The sequence below is a fragment of the Arthrobacter sp. UKPF54-2 genome, from assembly GCF_007858535.1.
Lineage (GTDB): Bacteria > Actinomycetota > Actinomycetes > Actinomycetales > Micrococcaceae > Arthrobacter.
Window position 1 is genome coordinate 186,715 of record NZ_CP040174.1, and the last position, 16,222, is coordinate 202,936.

Here is a 16,222-nt window from a genome sequence, read left to right on the forward strand (position 1 = left end):
AAATGGTCGAGCTGGGGGCGCTGATGGCCCGGGTGGTGCCGCCGCTGCGGCGAAAGCTATTAAAGGAGCGTATCGGAGATGATGCGGGCCCCGTGCACCGGTCCGTGGACCGCCTGGGCGTCCAGGCCGTGATGCCGCAGCTCCCCGGCGAGTGACTCGGCGGCCGCCGCGCCGTGGGCGAGCAGCGCCACGGTAGGACCGGACCCGGAGACGAGGCCGGCGATCGCACCGCAGGATTCACCGAGGCCCAGCACGTCGCGCAGCCCGGGGGCCAGCTCAATTGAGGCGCGCTGCAGGTCGTTGACGAGGACCCGGCTCAGCGCGTCGGCGTCGCCGCCGCGGAGGGCCGCGAGGACGCGCGGATCCACCGAAGTGGGCTCCTCGATCTCGACGCCCTCGGCGGCGCGCAGCCGGTCCAGGGTGCGGAACACCTCCGGGGTGGACAGGCCGAAGTCGGCGGTGACGAGGACCCAGTCCGTCTGCGCCTTGACCAGGGCGGGCGAGAGGTCATCCCCGACCCCGAGCCCGACGGCGGTGCCTCCGAGCAGTGCGAACGGCACGTCGGCGCCGAGTTCGGCAGCCAGGTGGGCCAGTTCGTCGCGCGAGAGCCCGCTGTTCCAGAGCGCGTCGCAGGCCAGCAGGGTGGCCGCGGCATCGGCCGATCCGCCACCCATGCCGCCGGCGACCGGCACGCGTTTGGTGATCTCCAGGTGGACGCCGGTGGAGTGCTCCGAGACGTCGGCCATGATGGCGGCCGCCTTGTGGGCGAGGTTGCGCTCGTCGAGCGGGATGTCGACGCCGTCGAGGTCCAGGGTGCTGGCCGGGCTGATACTGACAGTGATCCCGGGGGTGTCCGTGCTGGTGGCCGCGACTTCCTCGTAGAGCGAGACCGCCAGGTAAACGCTGGCCACCGAGTGGTAGCCGTCGGCGCGCAACGGCCCGACGTCCAGTGAGACGTTGACCTTGCCGGGTGCCTTGACCCGGACGGTCCTCGCGGAAAAGCGCCCTCTCACTGCGTTCATGGCTCCACGCTATGGCATGGCGACCCGTGGCTCCAAGCAGGGCCGGCAGCTCCGGCGGCGGGGACTGCGCTCAGGAGGCGGGCCGGGCGTGCGCCTCGGCGATCCGGGCAAAGGCGGCAATGTCGAGCACTTCGCCGCGGGCGGTGGGATCGACGCCGGCGGCCCGGAGGCAGCGTTCGGCTTCGGCGGCGCTGCCGGCCCAGCCGGCCAAGGCGGCCCGGAGGGTCTTGCGCCGCTGGGCGAAGGCCGCGTCGATGACGGCGAAAACTTCTTCGCGGGTGGCGGTGGTGGCTGGCGGTTCCCGGCGGGTGAAGGCGACGAGCCCGGAGTGGATTTTTGGCGCCGGCCAGAAGACGTTCATCCCGATCACACCGGCCTTGCGCATGCCGCTGTACCAGGCGGCCTTGACCGAGGGGACGCCGTAGGTCTTGGAGCCCGGGGGCGCAGCCAGACGGTCGGCAACTTCGTCCTGGACCATCACAAGGCCGTGCCGCAGGCTCGGGAAGTGCTGCAGCAGGTGCAGGACGACAGGGACGGCGACGTTGTAGGGCAGGTTGGCGACCAGCGCCGTCGGCTGCACCGGCAGTTCGGTGACCTTCATCGCGTCGGCGAGGACAAGATGGAAGTTGTCCCCGGCGTCGGGCCGCCACCGGCTGACCGTGGCGGGGAGCTTGCCCGCCAGCACCGGGTCGATCTCGACGGCGACGACGGCCTTCGCGGCGTCCAGCAGGCCCAGCGTCAGGGAGCCGAGGCCCGGCCCGACCTCGAGGACCGTTTCCTCCGCGCCGATGTCCGCCGCGGCGACGATGCGCCGGATGGTGTTGCCGTCGATCACGAAGTTCTGGCCCAGCGTTTTGGTGGGGCGGACGCCGATTTCCTCGGCCAGCCTGCGGATGTCGGAGGCGCCCAGGAGGGGTGCGGGGGCGCCGGGGGTCAGCTTCCCGGCGGGCTCGACGGCGGCGGAGGGGGTCGGTTCAGTCACCTAGGTATCCTATCCCGCGGCAGCTACGGCGAAGGCCGGTCCCGGGGGTCCGGGACCGGCCTTCGCCAGTTGACTGCTGTCCTGCGCTGCGCGGGTCAGGTGCCGCGGGGGTGCGCTAGCGGGACGCCGCCCAGCCGCAGCCCCAGGGCTGCAGGCCACGCTGGGCGTAGACGCGGTTGGCGATGTCGATCTGCTGGGCCTTGGTGGCCTGGCTGGCGTTGGGGGCGTACGCGCCGCCGCCGGAGCCCACCCAGGTGCGGATGTCGAACTGCAGGCCGCCGTAGTAGCCGTTGCCGCTGTTGATGGACCAGTTGCCGCCGGACTCGCACTGGGCGATCTTGTCCCACATGGCTTCGTTCATCATGGCCGGGGCCGCGGCGCCGGTATTGGCGGCGGCTTCAGCCTTGGGCTTCTCCTTCGTGCCGACCGTGACCTTCTCGGTCACCGGCTGGAGGGTGATGTTCTGGGAAACCAGGGTCCGGGAGGCTTCGCGGCCGTCCACCAGCACCAGCTTAAAGCTCTTGCTGATGCTTCCGGCGGCACCGGCCTGGGTAACCTTCTTCTCACCCTTGAGCATGGCCGCGTCTTCGGTGGTGAGGGTCTCGAACGGGATGGCCTCGGTGGCATCCGCGGTTTTGGTGGCGTCGACCCGGGACACCTTGACCACCATGTTGTTGACCACGGGGGCGTTGGCCGGCTGCGAGGTGCGGTCGCTGGCGCCGAGCTTGATGCCGGCGTCGGCGAGCAGGTTCCCGACGGTGGCGGAGGTGGTGGTGGTCTGGGTTGCCTTGCCGTCGGCGACGATGGTCACGGACTTCGGCGTCGAGATGCTGACGAAGGATCCGGAGACGGCGAGCTGCGCGTCCTTGGGGGCGGAAACTTCCGAGGCGCCGGCGACGCCGAGTTCGCTCACCAGGGACTCCACGGTGGGCGCGGTGGTGTTGATGGTCCGCTCGGCGCCGTCCACGCTGACCTTCACGGCCTTGGCGAGGTTGACGTTGATGACGGATCCGTCCTGCACATGGGACTCAGCCGAGGGCGAGACCTTGTCGGCGGACTGCAGTTCCACTTTGGCGCCCCGGACGACCTGGCCGACGGTGCCGCCGAAGGTCTGGACGGAGCTCACTTTGCCGTCGACGTTCAGGGTGACCGTCTTGTTGTTGCCAACGAAGGCGACCAGGCCCAGCACGAGTGCCACAAGCACCACCAGCTGCGCGCCGACCTTGACGAAACTGACCTTGCCGTCCGATGTGAAGAACTTGACCACGATTGCCCATATCTTTTGGACCATCCGGGCACGGGGATAAGCACCCACGCCTCCCCTGCGCAAACACCCCCAGGGCAGCTCCGGACAGGTCCGGATATTTGCGGAAAACGCGGGCACCGCCACACCCCCAAACGAGAGCGCACACGTGGATTGTTTACCGCGGTGCGCGCCCGGAGGGAGTGAAATTATCCGAAGGCCTTCCCCGACCCCGGCTAATAGTTGACCACTGTAACCGTAGCGTTATAAACCAACCAAGATTTTGTGCATACTCGGTATGTTGCCAGAGTGACGCCGGGGGATGGATTTAGTCCCAGGATCCGTACGCCTGCAGGGTGTTTTCGGCCAGCCGGGCACACAGCCCGGAGAGCTCCCGGCCTGTCAATTCGGCCATCGCCCGGACCGTATAGGGAACCATGTAGCTGGCGTTGGGCCTGCCCCGGTGCGGGTGCGGGGTGAGGAACGGGGCGTCCGTCTCCACCAGCAGCCGGCCGGGGTCCGCGATGGCCAGCGCCGCCCGCAGGTCCGCCGCGTTTTTGAACGTCACCGTCCCGGCGAAGGACATGTACCAGCCCTCGCTGTTGCAGGTGCGGGCCAGGTCCTCGCCGCCGGAGAAGCAGTGGAAAACCACCCGCTCCGGCGGCCCCTCTTCGCGAAGCACCTGCACGACGTCGTTATGGGCGTCGCGGTCATGGATCTGCAGCGCCAGGCCGAGCCGCTTGGCGATGTCAATGTGACGCCGGAACGAGTACCGCTGCTGCGCCAGCCCCTCCCCTTCGGTGCGGAAGAAATCCAGGCCGGTCTCGCCGATGGCCCTGATCCGCGGGTGGGCGGCGAGGGCCTCGATTTCGGCGAGGGCCTCCTCCAGCTCGCCGCGGGCGGCGTAGGCAGGGGCGTCGTTGGGGTGCAGCGCGACGGCACCGAGCAGCCGGGAGTCCTGCTCCACCGCCTGCACGGTGAACCGGGAGGATTCAAGGTCGCAGCCCACCTGGACGGCGCCCTGGACCCCCACGGCCTCCGCGGCATCGAGGGCGTCCTTGATACTGACGGCCGGACCCCCCTGGGAGTAGTCGGCGCCCGGGAAGTCCAGGTGCGTGTGGTTGTCCATCACCGGCACGGGCAGCGGCTCCGGCGCCGGCGGGTACCCTTTCCGGCCGGACGGGCCGGTTCCGGAAGGGCCGCCGTCGGCCGCGTCAGTGCCGGTCGCACGGAAGGGGGCGGGAGTCAGCGGATTGCACATTCTTCCAGCCTAGCCGCGGGGTGCGCGGAGATTTACCCGGAACTCTCTGTCTGCATCGTCAGTTGTGTTAGTACGCTGTTAGGAATACAGGCGTGCACGAGATGGGGTTCCCGGCAGACGTTGCCGCTCCGCCCGGGCCGCACCAGGGCTGAAAGGCTGCCGATGGACTACCACCGACGCACCTCCGTAGACGAAGCGCTGCCCGAACGGCAGGGCTTCCCGCACGAGCCGGCCGGGTCCGGGTCCGGGTCCGGAAGCGCGGGCGGCACCGGGGCCCCGAGCGCCAACGGCAACGGCAAGGGAAGCCGCCGGCAGCCGGCGCCGGCACTCCCGGCCGCCATGGAGGCCGAGGCCTTCCACGCCGCCAGCGAGCGCATCCTGCGCGCCATCAACACGGTCATCGACGGCAAGGCCGAGGCGGCCAAGCTGGCGCTGACCGTACTCCTTGGCCAGGGCCACCTGCTGCTCGAGGACGTGCCGGGCGTGGGCAAGACCCTGCTGGCAAAAACCCTGGCCCGCACCATTGACTGCTCGGTCAGCCGGATCCAGTTCACCCCTGACCTGCTGCCCTCCGACGTCACCGGCGTCTCCATCTACAACCAGGCGTCCCGGATGTTCGAATTCCGGCCGGGCGCGGTGTTCGCGAATATCGTGATCGGCGATGAGATCAACCGCGCCTCCGCCAAGACCCAGTCGGCCCTGCTGGAGTGCATGGAGGAACACCAGGTCACGGTGGACGGAAACTCCTACAAGCTGGACGAGCCCTTTATGGTGGTGGCCACCCAGAACCCGATCGAGATGGAAGGCACCTACCCGCTTCCGGAGGCGCAGCGCGACCGTTTTATGGCCCGCATTTCAATGGGCTACCCGGACAAGGACTCCGAGATGGAGATGCTGGAAACCCACCAGGCCACCTCCCCGCTCGCCCGGGTGACGGCCGTGGTGACCGCGGATGAGGTGGCGTCCATGATCGCCACCGTCCAGCAGGTGTACGTCTCCCAGTCGATCAAGGAGTACACGGTTGCCGTGGGCCGCGCCACGAGGGAGAGCTCCATGCTCCGGCTCGGCGCCAGCCCCCGGTCGATGCTGCAGCTGTTGCGCGCCGCGAAGGCCACCGCCGCGCTGGCGGGCCGGGATTTTGTGCTGCCGGACGACGTCGTGAGCGTCGCGGAAGCGGTGCTGGCGCACCGGATCATCCTGGACCGCAAGGCGGCCAGCACCGGCGAGACGCCGCAGAGCGTCATCCGGGCCATCCTCGCGAAGGTGCCCGTGGGACAGGAAGCGGCCCCGGCGCTGGCCCGGTCCGGGCACGGGAACGGACGTCCCCGCTCCGCCGCGCAGCCCGCCACGAACCCCACCACCCGCTAAGGGGCTGTCGCGGGCGTGGCGTTGCTGGACCGGTTTCCGAGGCACATCTTCAGCACGCGCGGCTGGGGCCTGCTCGGCACGGGAACCGTGTCCCTGCTGGCCGCCCAGGTGATGGGGCGCCGCGACCTGCTGGCGCTGGCCCTGCTGCTGCTGGTCCTGCCGCTGCTGTCCCTCGCCGGGACCCGGGTGCTCAAGCCCCGGTTCCAGGTCTACCGGGAGTTCAATCCCTCCCCGGTCGAAACCTCCGCCACCACCACGGTCCGCCTGGCGGTGGCCCGCACCGGCCCCGGGACCGGCCACGCCCTGATGGAGGAGCAGCTGCCGTCCCGGTTCGGACAGTCCCCGGTCTTCCGGTTCCCGGCGCGGACCGCCACCGCCGGGTCCAGCCGCTACGAATACCAGCTGCGGAGTGCGAAGCGCGGCCAGTTCCTGATCGGACCGGTGACGGCCGAGTTCAGCGACCCCTTCGGGCTTTCCGTCCACCGGCACGCGATCGACGCCGGCGACGTCCTGACCGTCACCCCGGCAGCGGTCGACCTGCCCGAAACCGGGCTGGCCGGCGCACGCGGCCACGACGGTGTCACCGCGACGCGGATCCGCGCCAACCCCAGCGACGACGACGTGATGACCCGTGAGTACCGGAACGGTGATCCGATGCGCCGTGTGCACTGGGCGGCGACCGCGCGCCACGGGTCCCTGATGGTCCGCCAGGAGGAATCCGTCACCACCCCCGAGGCCACCATCATCCTGGACCAGCGGTACCTGGCGTACTCCCACGGCGCCGGCTACATCTCCGGCGGTGCCGCGGCCGACGCGCACGAACTCGTCACCAACGATGCGTTCGAGTGGGCCGTGACCGCCGCCATGTCCATCAGCACCCACCTCGGCGAGCGCAACTATGCGCTGCGGTGCCTGGACCCGGCGGGCGAGCCGGCGTTCCTGCATTCGCCCTCGGCGCCCGAACCGGAAGCCGACGAGTACTCCGGCGCCGGCGGGCTGCAGTCCATTGCGGAGAGCCTGGCGGCGATCGGGCTCACCGGGCCGCGCCACCCGGGCGCCGACGCCGGACCGCAGCCGTTCGATGACCGGCTCATGGACAAGCTCTCGGCGCACCGGCTGCGCGGGCCCATCCTGGCGGTCCTGGGGCGGCTCTCGGCGGCCGAGGCGGCGGCCCTTGCCCCGGCGGCAGGGTTCGGCGCGAATGCCTTCGCCTTGGTCATCACCGACCGCGCGGCGGACGCCGGCCCGGTACTGGAGACCCTGCGCCGCGGCGGTTGGCGGGCCGTTGCCGTTACGGCGGCCACTCCGCTGGCGGCCGCCTGGTCGGCCTTCGACCAGGGTGGAACCCCGGGGCTTGCGGCGGCCGCCGATGTGCGCCGCGGGGCGGGAGGCCGGCGATGACCCTGACACCGCAGCGCACTCCGGCCGCCGGGAGCCCCGCGTCCGACGCCGGGCCGCGCCCCGGGCCCGCACCGGGGGGCGGCGGCGGGCCGAACCTGGCCGTCGTCGAACCGTGGGCGATGGGCCTCGCCGTCGCGGTGGCGGTGGCCGGGGCGGCGCTGGGACTGAACGGTGTGCTGCGCGGCTGGGCGTGGTTCCCGGCGGTGCTCACCACGGTCTTCACCGTTGCCATGACGCTGGCGGCGCTCCGGGCCCTCCGGCTGCGCGGCGTCCTGGTCGGAGCCGGCGGGTTCCTGGCCCTGGCCCTGGTCCTGACCTTCACCTTTTTCCGGCAGCACAGCATCGCCGGCATTATCCCTTCCGGCGACACCCTGGCCCAACTGCAGCGCTTTCTGCGGCGGGCCAGCGAGACCGTCCTGGCCGAGAGCACCCCGGTGGCACCCAACGCCGGCATTGTGATGCTGGTCTGCGGCGTCCTGGGCCTGCTGGTCATCCTGATCGACGCGCTCGCCCTGCCGCTCTCGTTGCCGGCGACCAGCGGGCTCGGAATCCTGGCCATTTTGGTGGTCCCCGCGATGGTCAAGCCGCAGAGTGTCGGTTGGCTGGGTTTCACCGGGGCGGCGGTCGGCTACCTGATGATCCTGGCCTGCAGCCACTGGTTCCATCCGGGGTCCGGGGCGCGCACGGATACGGCGCGCAACCCGGGACAGCTCCGGCGCGCCACCCTGACCGGGGCGATGGCGCTGGCCCTGACGCTGCTGCTGCAGCTGGTAGTCCCGGGATTTGACCAGGGAATCTTCCCGGAGGGCTCCCGGCTGAATCCCTGGGGCACCGCCAACGGCCTGAACCCCATGATCAGCCTGGGCAACAGCCTGCGCAGCCCCACCGGCACCGGCCGGATCACCTACGCCACGAACGCCGCCACCGCCCCCTACCTGCGCTCGGTCACCGTGGACAGCTTCGACGGCGATTCCTGGTCGCCGGATGACCGGGACGCCAGCCGCAGGGTGGGCACCGGAAGGATCGACCCGGGGGTCGACTCGACCGTCGAGGAGCAGGTCCGGGTGGTCACGGCCGTTAATGCAGGCCAGTTCACCAGCCCGTACCTGCCGGTCCCCTACGCGCCGGAGGCGGTCAACGGACTGACCGGCCGGTGGAGCTGGGACCCGGCCACGCTGAGCATCAAGGGTGTGGACCTGAACTCCCGCAACCAGCAGTACGTGGTGACGTCCGTGGCGCCGAAGCTGACGCCCGCCACCCTGGCGCAGTCCTCGGCCCCGGTGCGCGGCATTGCGGACACCTTCACCCGGGTTCCCGGCAACGTCCCGCAGATTGTTCGCCAGACCGCGGACAGGGTTACGGCCGGGAGCGGCACCAGCTACGCCAAGGCGATGGCGATCCAGAAGTATCTGCGGTCCGTGGAGTTCCGCTATTCGCTGCAGTCCCCCGTCCAGGGAGGCTACGACGGCAACGGGCTGTCCGTGCTGGCGGACTTCCTGGCCGCCAAGAGCGGCTACTGCATCCACTTCGCCTCGGCCATGGCCGTGATGGCACGGCTGGAGGGCATCCCGAGCCGGATCGCCGTCGGCTACGCGCCGGGCCGTGCCACCGGGGCGACGGTGTCGATCGCGGGCCAGGGGGCGCTGCCGGAGTACGAGGTTGATGCCCGCGACGCGCACGCTTGGCCGGAGCTGTACTTCCAGGGCGTCGGGTGGGTGGCGTTCGAGCCGACGCCCTCGCGCGGGGTGGTGCCCGCGTATGCCATCGAGCCGGCCGCGCCCAGCGGCGCCAGCACCAACGAGAACAATGACGGCCTGTTCCCCACGGGCGACCCCAAACCCACCGCCGCCCCGGCTCCGGCCCCGCTGCCGCTGCCCGGCCCAGGCGGTGAGGCCGGGTCCGGGAACCGGTTAGCCCCGCTGCTCTACGGTGCCGGCGGGCTGCTGCTGGCGATGCTGCTGCTCGCCAGCCCGGCACTGGCCCGCCGCGGCCTCCGGCAGCGCCGGCTCCGGATGGCAGGGGCGGCCGGCGGGAGCGCTGCCCCGGCCTGGGCGGAGCTGCAGGACCTGGCCACGGACTTCCGCGTCCCGCCGCGCGGGAGCGAGACGCCGCGGCATTTCGCCGCACGGTTGAGCGGATCCGCCGCGCTCGGCGGCATGGACGAAGCGGGCCGGCCGGACAGGCCGGGCGGGGCGGAGGAGTCGGGCGGCGCGGACGCGGGCGCGCGGGCCGCCGTGGCCGGACTGACCGACGACTTTGAACGTCAGCAGTACGGCCGCCCCGGCGCGGCGCCTGCGCCCGCCGACGCCGGCGCCGCGGACCGGATTGCCCGGGTCCGGGAGTCCCTCCGGGCAAACGCGTCGTGGTGGACGCGGCTGCGCGCCACCTGGCTCCCGCCCTCACTGCTGGCCCGCTGGCGGCGCCGGGCGTCGACGCCGCTGCGCGCGGTTTCGGGGCCGGCGCGGGGCGCCGGGCGGGCCGCCGCGGTGGCCTGGTCCAGGATCCGCGACGCCGCCCGCCGGCTCCGCCGCGGCTAGCCGGCGTAGGGGTCGGCGATCCCGATGTACTGGGTGTAGAGGTACTCCTCGATGCCTTCGAGGCCGCCCTCGCGGCCCAGTCCGGACTGCTTGACCCCGCCGAACGGTGCCGCCGCGTTGGACACCACACCGGCGTTCAGGCCCAGCATGCCGGTCTCGAGCCGCTCGCCCATCCGGATGCCCCGGTTCAGGTCCTTTGTGAAGACGTACGCCACCAGGCCGTACTCGGTGTTGTTCGCGAGCCGGACGGCCTCGTCCTCGGTGTCGAAGGTAATGATCGGGGCGACCGGGCCGAAGATCTCCTCGGACAGGATCCGGGTGCCCTCGGTGACGCCGGTGAGGATTGTGGGCTGGTAGAAGTAGCCGGGGCCCTCGACGGCGGCGCCGCCCAGCACGGCAACCGCGCCGGCCGAGACCGCGTCGGTGACCAGTTCGTGGACCTTGTCGCGGCTCTTCGCGTCGATCAGCGGGCCGACCTTGGACTCCGCCTCGGTGCCGCGGGCCGTGGTCATCTCCTTCATCTTCGCGGCGAACTTCTCCGCGAACTCACCGGCCACGGACTCGTGCACAATAAACCGGTTGGCCGCGGTGCAGGCCTCGCCCATGTTGCGCAGCTTCGCCAGCATCGCCCCGGCCACGGCGGCGTCGACGTCGGCGTCCTCGAACACCACGAACGGGGCGTTGCCGCCGAGCTCCATCGAGGTCCGCAGCACCGTCTCGGACGCGTCGGCGAGCAGCCGCCGGCCGACCTCGGTGGAACCGGTGAAGGAGAGCTTGCGCAGCCGGGCGTCCTTGATCAGCGGCCCGGTGGTGGCGCCGGCGGTGGAGGTGGGGATCACGTTCAGCACGCCGGCGGGCAGGCCCGCTTTGAGCATCACGGCGGCGAAAAGCTGCGAGGTCAGCGGGGTGAGGTTCGCTGACTTCAGCACCATGGTGCAGCCGGCCGCGACGGCGGGGGCGATCTTGCGGGTGGCCATGGCCAGCGGGAAGTTCCAGGGCGTGATCAGCAGGCAGGGGCCCACCGGCTTTTTGGTCACCAGCAAGCGGGACTTGCCGTCCGGGGACACCGAGTAGCGGCCGAAGGCACGGACGGCTTCCTCGGAGAACCAGCGCAGGAACTCCGCGCCGTAGGTGACCTCGCCGCGGGCCTCGGCCAGCGGCTTGCCCATCTCCAGGGTCATCAGCAGGGCGAAGTCATCGGCCCGTTCGGTGACGAGGTCGAAGGCGCGGCGCAGGATTTCCCCGCGCTCCCGCGGCGGGACCTTGGCCCAGGACTCCTGCGCGGCGGCGGCCGCGTCGAGGGCGGCGGCGCCGTCCTCGGGCCCGGCGTCCGCCAGGCTCAGCAGCACCTTGCCGGTGGCGGGGTCCTCGACGTCGAACGTCTTGCCGGACGCGGCCGGACGCCACTGTCCGTCAATGAGCAGGCCGGTGGGCACGGAGGCCAGCAGTGCGGCTTCGCGCTCCGCGGTAACAGTGGGCTGGGCAGTTACAGTCACAATGACTCCCTCGTCAGCAATGGGTTCGGAACTTTCTGAGCGGCCCGCGGCGGCTTGGCGCCGCAGGCCCGGACTACTGCCACGGTACTGCCCGATTCTCCGCAGTGTCTACGCGTCCGCGCACTAGCGCATGCCGGTTTCGCTGTGCAGCTGCACAAGGCCGGAGCCGGCCCCGCGGCGGAGCCGGCGCGTGCCCAGCCCGCGGGCCAGCGTAAGGGTTCAGCGTGCGGCGAGTACGGCCGCATAGAGTTCGCGTTTGCTGACCCGCGCGTCCTCGGCGACGGCGGCGACCGCCTCCTTCAGCCGGATGCCCTGGGCCATGAGCGCGGTGACAGCGGCGACGTGGTCTTCCGGTTTGCCCGGCTCCCGCTCGGGCGCGCCGGCCACCACCACGGCGATCTCGCCGCGGACCTCGTTGTTCTCCGCCCATTCGAGGAGTTCGTGCACGGTCCCGCGGATGACCTCTTCGTAGGTTTTGGTCAGTTCCCGGCAGACCGCCGCGCGCCGGCCGGGGCCGAAGCGTTCGTGCAGGGCCCGGAGCATGGGTTCGAGCCGGTGCGGCGCCTCGAAGAACACCATGGTGCGCCGTTCGGCGTCGAGGTCCGCGAGCCGGGAGGCCCGTTCCCCGGCCTTGCGCGGCAGGAAGCCTTCGAAGCAGAAGCGGTCCGTGGGCAGCCCGGAAAGGGCGAGCGCCGTCAGCACGGCCGAGGGCCCGGGAACGGCGGTGACGGTGAGCCCGGCGGCGACAGCGCCCTCCACCAGCCGGAAGCCGGGATCAGAGACCGCGGGCATACCAGCGTCGGTCACCATGACCAGGGTCTTCCCCGCGCGCACCTGGTCCAGGAGCTCGCCGGTCTTGGCCGCCTCATTGTGCTCGTGGTAGCTGACCACCCGGCCGGCCACGGTGATGCCGAGGCTCTGCACCAGCCGGTGCAGCCGCCGGGTGTCCTCCGCGGCCACGATGTCCGCCGTCTCCAGCAGGCCGATCAGCCGGGCCGAGGCATCCCCGACGTTGCCGATCGGGGTGGCGGCCAGCACGATCCGGCCCGGACCGGCGGGCACCCCCGCTGCCGGAACGGCGTCGTCGGGGGCAGGGATAGGGGAGGTGCTTTGCTCGGGGTCCACCCCACCAGCCTACTGCCGGCGGCCGCGCGGAACCGACGATCCCGGCGTCGAAAGGTAGCATGGGCAACGTGACGCAGACCCCCATGCGGCCTGCCGAGGCCGGTTCAGCCGCATCGGCGCCCGACGACGCCAGCCCGGACAGCACCCGCCCCGCCGGAACCCCCGGGCCCGCCGGGACCGGGCGCAACCTGGAGGGGCACCGCTGGATCAGCCGGCCGGCGGAGGCGTTCACGGCCGGGGCGCTCACGCAGCGGCTGATCGGCGACATCCGCAGCTGGCGCGACTTCCCGGCCTCGCTGCGGCTCTGGTTCTGGCTCATCCCCGCCCTGACCGCGCTGCTCGGCGGGGTCCTGCGCTTCGTCCGGCTGGACGCCCCGCACAACCTGGTCTTCGACGAAACCTACTACGTCAAGGACGGCTACTCGTTCCTGGTCAGCGGCTACGAGCGGGCCTGGCCGGACAAGGCCAACGACGCCTTCATCGCGGGCAACCCCGGGGTGCTGCTGGAGAGCCCGGAGTACGTGGTCCACCCGCCGGTGGGCAAGTGGATGATCGCCGCCGGGATGTGGCTGTTCGGGCCGGAGAGCTCCTTCGGCTGGCGTTTCGGCGCCGCCCTGACCGGCACGCTGTCCATCTTCCTGCTCGCGCTGATCGCGCAGAAGCTCTTCCGCTCACTCACCCTCGGCGCCGTGGCCGGCACACTGCTGGCGGTCGACGGCCACCACCTCGTGATGTCCCGCACCTCGCTGCTGGACATCTTCCTGATGTTCTGGGTCCTGGCCGCCTTCGGCGCGCTGCTGATGGACCGCGACGACGGCCGGCGCCGGCTCGCGGCGCGCCTCGCCTTACAGGCTTCCGCCTCCCCCGGCGGGGTGCCCTCCCGGCTGCAGCTCGCCGCCGGGCCGTGGCTGGGGATCCGCTGGTGGCGGCTTGCCGCGGGCGTCTGCCTGGGCCTGGCGGTCGGCACCAAATGGTCCGCGCTGTTCTTCCTGGCCGGCTTCGGGCTGCTGACGGTCCTCTGGGACCTGAGCGCGCGCCGGATCGCGGGCATCCACGGCTGGATCACCGGCGGCATCCTCAAGGACGGCATTTTCGCGTTCCTCAGCATCGTCCCGGTCGCGGCGCTGGTCTACACGGCCACCTGGACCGGCTGGTTCCGCTCCGCCAACGCCTACTTCCGGCACTGGGCCGAGACCAACCCCTCCGCGGAATGGGGCTGGCTGCCCGATTCGCTCCGCTCGCTGGCGCACTACCATCTGGAGGCGTACAAGTTCCACCAGGGCCTCACCGCAGACCACCCCTACGAGGCGAGCGCCTGGAGCTGGCTGGTGCTGGGCCGGCCGACGTCGTTCTTCTACGAGTCGCCCAAGCAGGGTACGGCCGGCTGTGAACTGCCGAACTGCACCTCGGCCATCCTCTCGGTCGGCAACCCGCTGATCTGGTGGAGCGCGGCCATCTGCCTCGGTGTGCTGCTGTTCTGGTGGGCGGGCCGGCGCGACTGGCGCGCCGGGGCCATCCTGGCTGCCGTGGGCGCCGGTTACCTGCCCTGGTTCCTGTACCCGGAACGCACCATGTTCTTCTTCTACGCGGTGTCCTTCGAACCGTTCCTGGTTCTGGCCCTCACCTACTGCCTGGGCCTGGTCCTGGGCCGGCGCACGGACCCGCTCTGGCGCCGCCGCTCCGGCCTGCTCCTGGTCGCGCTGTTCGTTGTGGCCGCCGTGCTGCTCTCGGCGTTCTTCTATCCGGTGTGGACGGCGGAGCTGATTTCCTACCAGGACTGGCGGTTCCGGATGTGGATGCCGTCCTGGATCTAGGGCAGGATTACTAACGGAGTCCGGGGCCGCCGGGCCTCGGACCGGAACGGGAGATGTGGGTTGTGAGAGAAGCTAGCACCGGGCTGCTTGTGGAGCTGGACCCGGACAGCAATGTGACGGACCTTTTGCTGGAGCAGCACGCCAAGGATCCGGTGCACGCGCTCTACTCCCGCAAAGGCCCCTCGGGCTGGGCCGACATCCCGGCCCAGCAGTTCCTGGACCAGGTCCGGGCCCTCGCCAAGGGCCTGATCGCGGGCGGCCTGGCCCCGGGCGAGACGGTCGCCGTGATGTCCGCCACCCGCTACGAGTGGACCGTGGTGGACTTCGCCATCTGGTTCGCAGGCGGCGTCACGGTCCCGGTCTACGAAACCTCCTCCGCCAGCCAGGTCGAATGGATCCTGCACGACTCCGGCGCCCGCCGCATCTTCGTCGAAAACCAGGAGAAGGCCACGCTGGTCCAGGGCGTCCTGGACGGCTCCGGCCTGCTCGGCGACCGGCTGCTCGGCGTCGTCCGGATGGACTACGACGGCGCCGCCCCGAACCTCGCCAGCCTCGCCGCCGCCGGCTCAGGGGTCAGCGACGCCGAACTCGAGCGGCACCGCTCCGCGGCCGGCCTCGCCGACGTCGCGTCCCTGGTTTACACCTCCGGCACCACCGGCCGGCCCAAGGGCTGCGAAATCACCCACGGCAACTTCGCCCTCGTGGCCAAGAACATCGTCCTGTTCCTGCCCGAAATCCTCCTCCAGCCAAACACCCGGACGCTGATGTTCCTGCCGCTGGCGCATGTCCTGGCCCGCGCCGTCCAGGTGATCTGCCTGACCGCCGGCACCACCCTGGGCCACACTTCCAACGCTAAGGAACTGCTGGAGGACCTGGGCACGTTCAAGCCGACCTTCCTGCTGGTGGTGCCCCGGATCTTCGAGAAGGTCTACGCCGGCGCCGCGCACAAAGCTGCGCTGGCCGGCAAGGACCGGCTCTTCGGCGCGGCCGCCGACGTCGCCGTCGAGTATTCCAAGGCCCTCGACGCCGCCGCCCGCGGGGCCGGCACCGGCCCGGGCTTGGTGCTCCGCGCCAAGCACGGCATCTTCGACCGGCTGCTGTACCCGAAGCTGCGGCAGGCGTTCGGCGGCCGCGTGGGCTACACGGTCTCCGGGGCGAGCCCGCTGAGCGCGAACGACGCGCACTTCTTCCGCGGCGCCGGCATCCCCGTGCTCGAAGGCTACGGGCTGACCGAAACGACGGCGCCCTGCACCGCCAACACCCCCACCCGCACCCGGGTGGGCACCGTGGGAATCCCGGTGCCGGGCACCACCATCCGGATCGCCGACGACGGAGAGATCCTGGTCAAGGGCATCGGCGTCTTTAAGGGCTACCACGCCAACGAGGCCGCCAACGCCGAGGCGTTCGTGGACGGGTTCTTCCGCACCGGGGACCTCGGCTCCCTGGACGCGGACGGCTTCCTGACCATCACGGGCCGTAAAAAGGACCTGCTGGTCACCGCCGGCGGCAAGAATGTGGCCCCCGGCCCGCTGGAGGAGAAGATCCGCGAACACCAGCTCGTGGCGCAGGCCGTGGTGGTCGGCGACGGGCGGCCGTTTGTCTCGGCGCTGGTCAACCTGGATCCGGAGGGTCTGGAGAACTGGTGCGCGGCGCAGCGGGTGCCCGTCATGGGTACCGCCGAGGCGGCTGCCAGCGCGCAGGTCCGGGCCGCCATCCAGGCCGCTATCGACGAGGCCAACACCCTGGTCTCCAAGGCGGAGTCGATCCGCAGCTTCGTGGTCCTGGACGCCGACTTCACGGTCGAGTCCGGTCACCTCACGCCGTCCCTGAAGCTCAAGCGCTCCGCCGTCGTGCGGGACTTCGAGGCGCAGATCAACGGGATTTACGGCTAGCGCCGCGGAGTTTCCCGCGGACGCAAAAGCGGCCGGCACCCGGGAGGGTGCCGGCCGCTTTTGGCGGTGCTGGTGCTGGTG

General features: G+C 71.1%; 11 protein-coding genes. 5 read left to right on the forward strand and 6 right to left on the reverse strand.

Annotation, left to right across the window (positions count from 1 at the left end):
- Positions 1-59 precede the first annotated feature (59 nt).
- The 4 genes from E7Y32_RS00785 to E7Y32_RS00800 all read right to left on the reverse strand — a co-directional run bounded on the left by E7Y32_RS00785 (position 60) and on the right by E7Y32_RS00800 (position 4,508).
- Entirely contained in the window at positions 60-1,022 is a 963-nt protein-coding gene (locus tag E7Y32_RS00785) for a 4-(cytidine 5'-diphospho)-2-C-methyl-D-erythritol kinase (protein WP_146335383.1), read from the reverse strand.
- A 70-nt stretch (positions 1,023-1,092) separates the two neighbouring features.
- Positions 1,093-2,004, reverse strand: coding sequence for a 16S rRNA (adenine(1518)-N(6)/adenine(1519)-N(6))-dimethyltransferase RsmA (rsmA, locus tag E7Y32_RS00790; protein WP_395940432.1), 912 nt, complete (start codon positions 2,002-2,004; stop codon positions 1,093-1,095).
- A gap of 115 nt (positions 2,005-2,119) precedes the next feature.
- Positions 2,120-3,295 (reverse strand): resuscitation-promoting factor, encoded by a 1,176-nt coding sequence (locus E7Y32_RS00795; RefSeq protein WP_186467014.1) that lies wholly within the window; start codon positions 3,293-3,295, stop codon positions 2,120-2,122.
- Positions 3,296-3,575: 280 nt separating this feature from the next.
- Entirely contained in the window at positions 3,576-4,508 is a 933-nt protein-coding gene (locus E7Y32_RS00800) for a TatD family hydrolase (RefSeq protein ID WP_146335384.1), read from the reverse strand.
- A gap of 162 nt (positions 4,509-4,670) precedes the next feature.
- Between E7Y32_RS00800 and E7Y32_RS00805 the strand changes: the two genes are divergently transcribed.
- The 3 genes from E7Y32_RS00805 to E7Y32_RS00815 are packed head-to-tail and all read left to right on the forward strand — an operon-like array spanning position 4,671 to position 9,814.
- Complete coding sequence (locus E7Y32_RS00805; protein ID WP_146335385.1) at positions 4,671-5,876, forward strand: MoxR family ATPase; 1,206 nt, start codon at positions 4,671-4,673, stop codon at positions 5,874-5,876.
- Between the two features lie 15 nt (positions 5,877-5,891).
- Entirely contained in the window at positions 5,892-7,277 is a 1,386-nt protein-coding gene (locus E7Y32_RS00810) for a DUF58 domain-containing protein (RefSeq protein ID WP_146335386.1), read from the forward strand.
- Entirely contained in the window at positions 7,274-9,814 is a 2,541-nt protein-coding gene (locus tag E7Y32_RS00815) for a DUF3488 and transglutaminase-like domain-containing protein (protein ID WP_146335387.1), read from the forward strand. Before E7Y32_RS00810 ends, E7Y32_RS00815 begins: the two co-directional genes overlap by 4 nt.
- Here the strand turns inward: E7Y32_RS00815 and E7Y32_RS00820 are convergent.
- Positions 9,811-11,310, reverse strand: coding sequence for an NAD-dependent succinate-semialdehyde dehydrogenase (locus E7Y32_RS00820; protein ID WP_146335388.1), 1,500 nt, complete (start codon positions 11,308-11,310; stop codon positions 9,811-9,813). The two genes, E7Y32_RS00815 and E7Y32_RS00820, sit on opposite strands and share 4 nt — an antisense overlap.
- A gap of 219 nt (positions 11,311-11,529) precedes the next feature.
- Complete coding sequence (gene rsmI / locus E7Y32_RS00825; RefSeq protein ID WP_261382586.1) at positions 11,530-12,408, reverse strand: 16S rRNA (cytidine(1402)-2'-O)-methyltransferase; 879 nt, start codon at positions 12,406-12,408, stop codon at positions 11,530-11,532.
- 86 nt (positions 12,409-12,494) lie between these two features.
- Between rsmI and E7Y32_RS00830 the strand changes: the two genes are divergently transcribed.
- Together E7Y32_RS00830 and E7Y32_RS00835 are read left to right on the forward strand one after the other, a co-directional pair.
- The gene (locus E7Y32_RS00830) at positions 12,495-14,249 is read left to right on the forward strand and encodes a dolichyl-phosphate-mannose--protein mannosyltransferase (RefSeq protein WP_146335389.1); all 1,755 of its coding nucleotides are present in this window, start codon (positions 12,495-12,497) and stop codon (positions 14,247-14,249) included.
- Positions 14,250-14,311: 62 nt separating this feature from the next.
- Positions 14,312-16,141, forward strand: a complete 1,830-nt coding sequence (locus tag E7Y32_RS00835) for a long-chain fatty acid--CoA ligase (protein WP_146335390.1) — start codon at positions 14,312-14,314, stop codon at positions 16,139-16,141.
- The last annotated feature ends 81 nt before the right edge of the window (positions 16,142-16,222 follow it).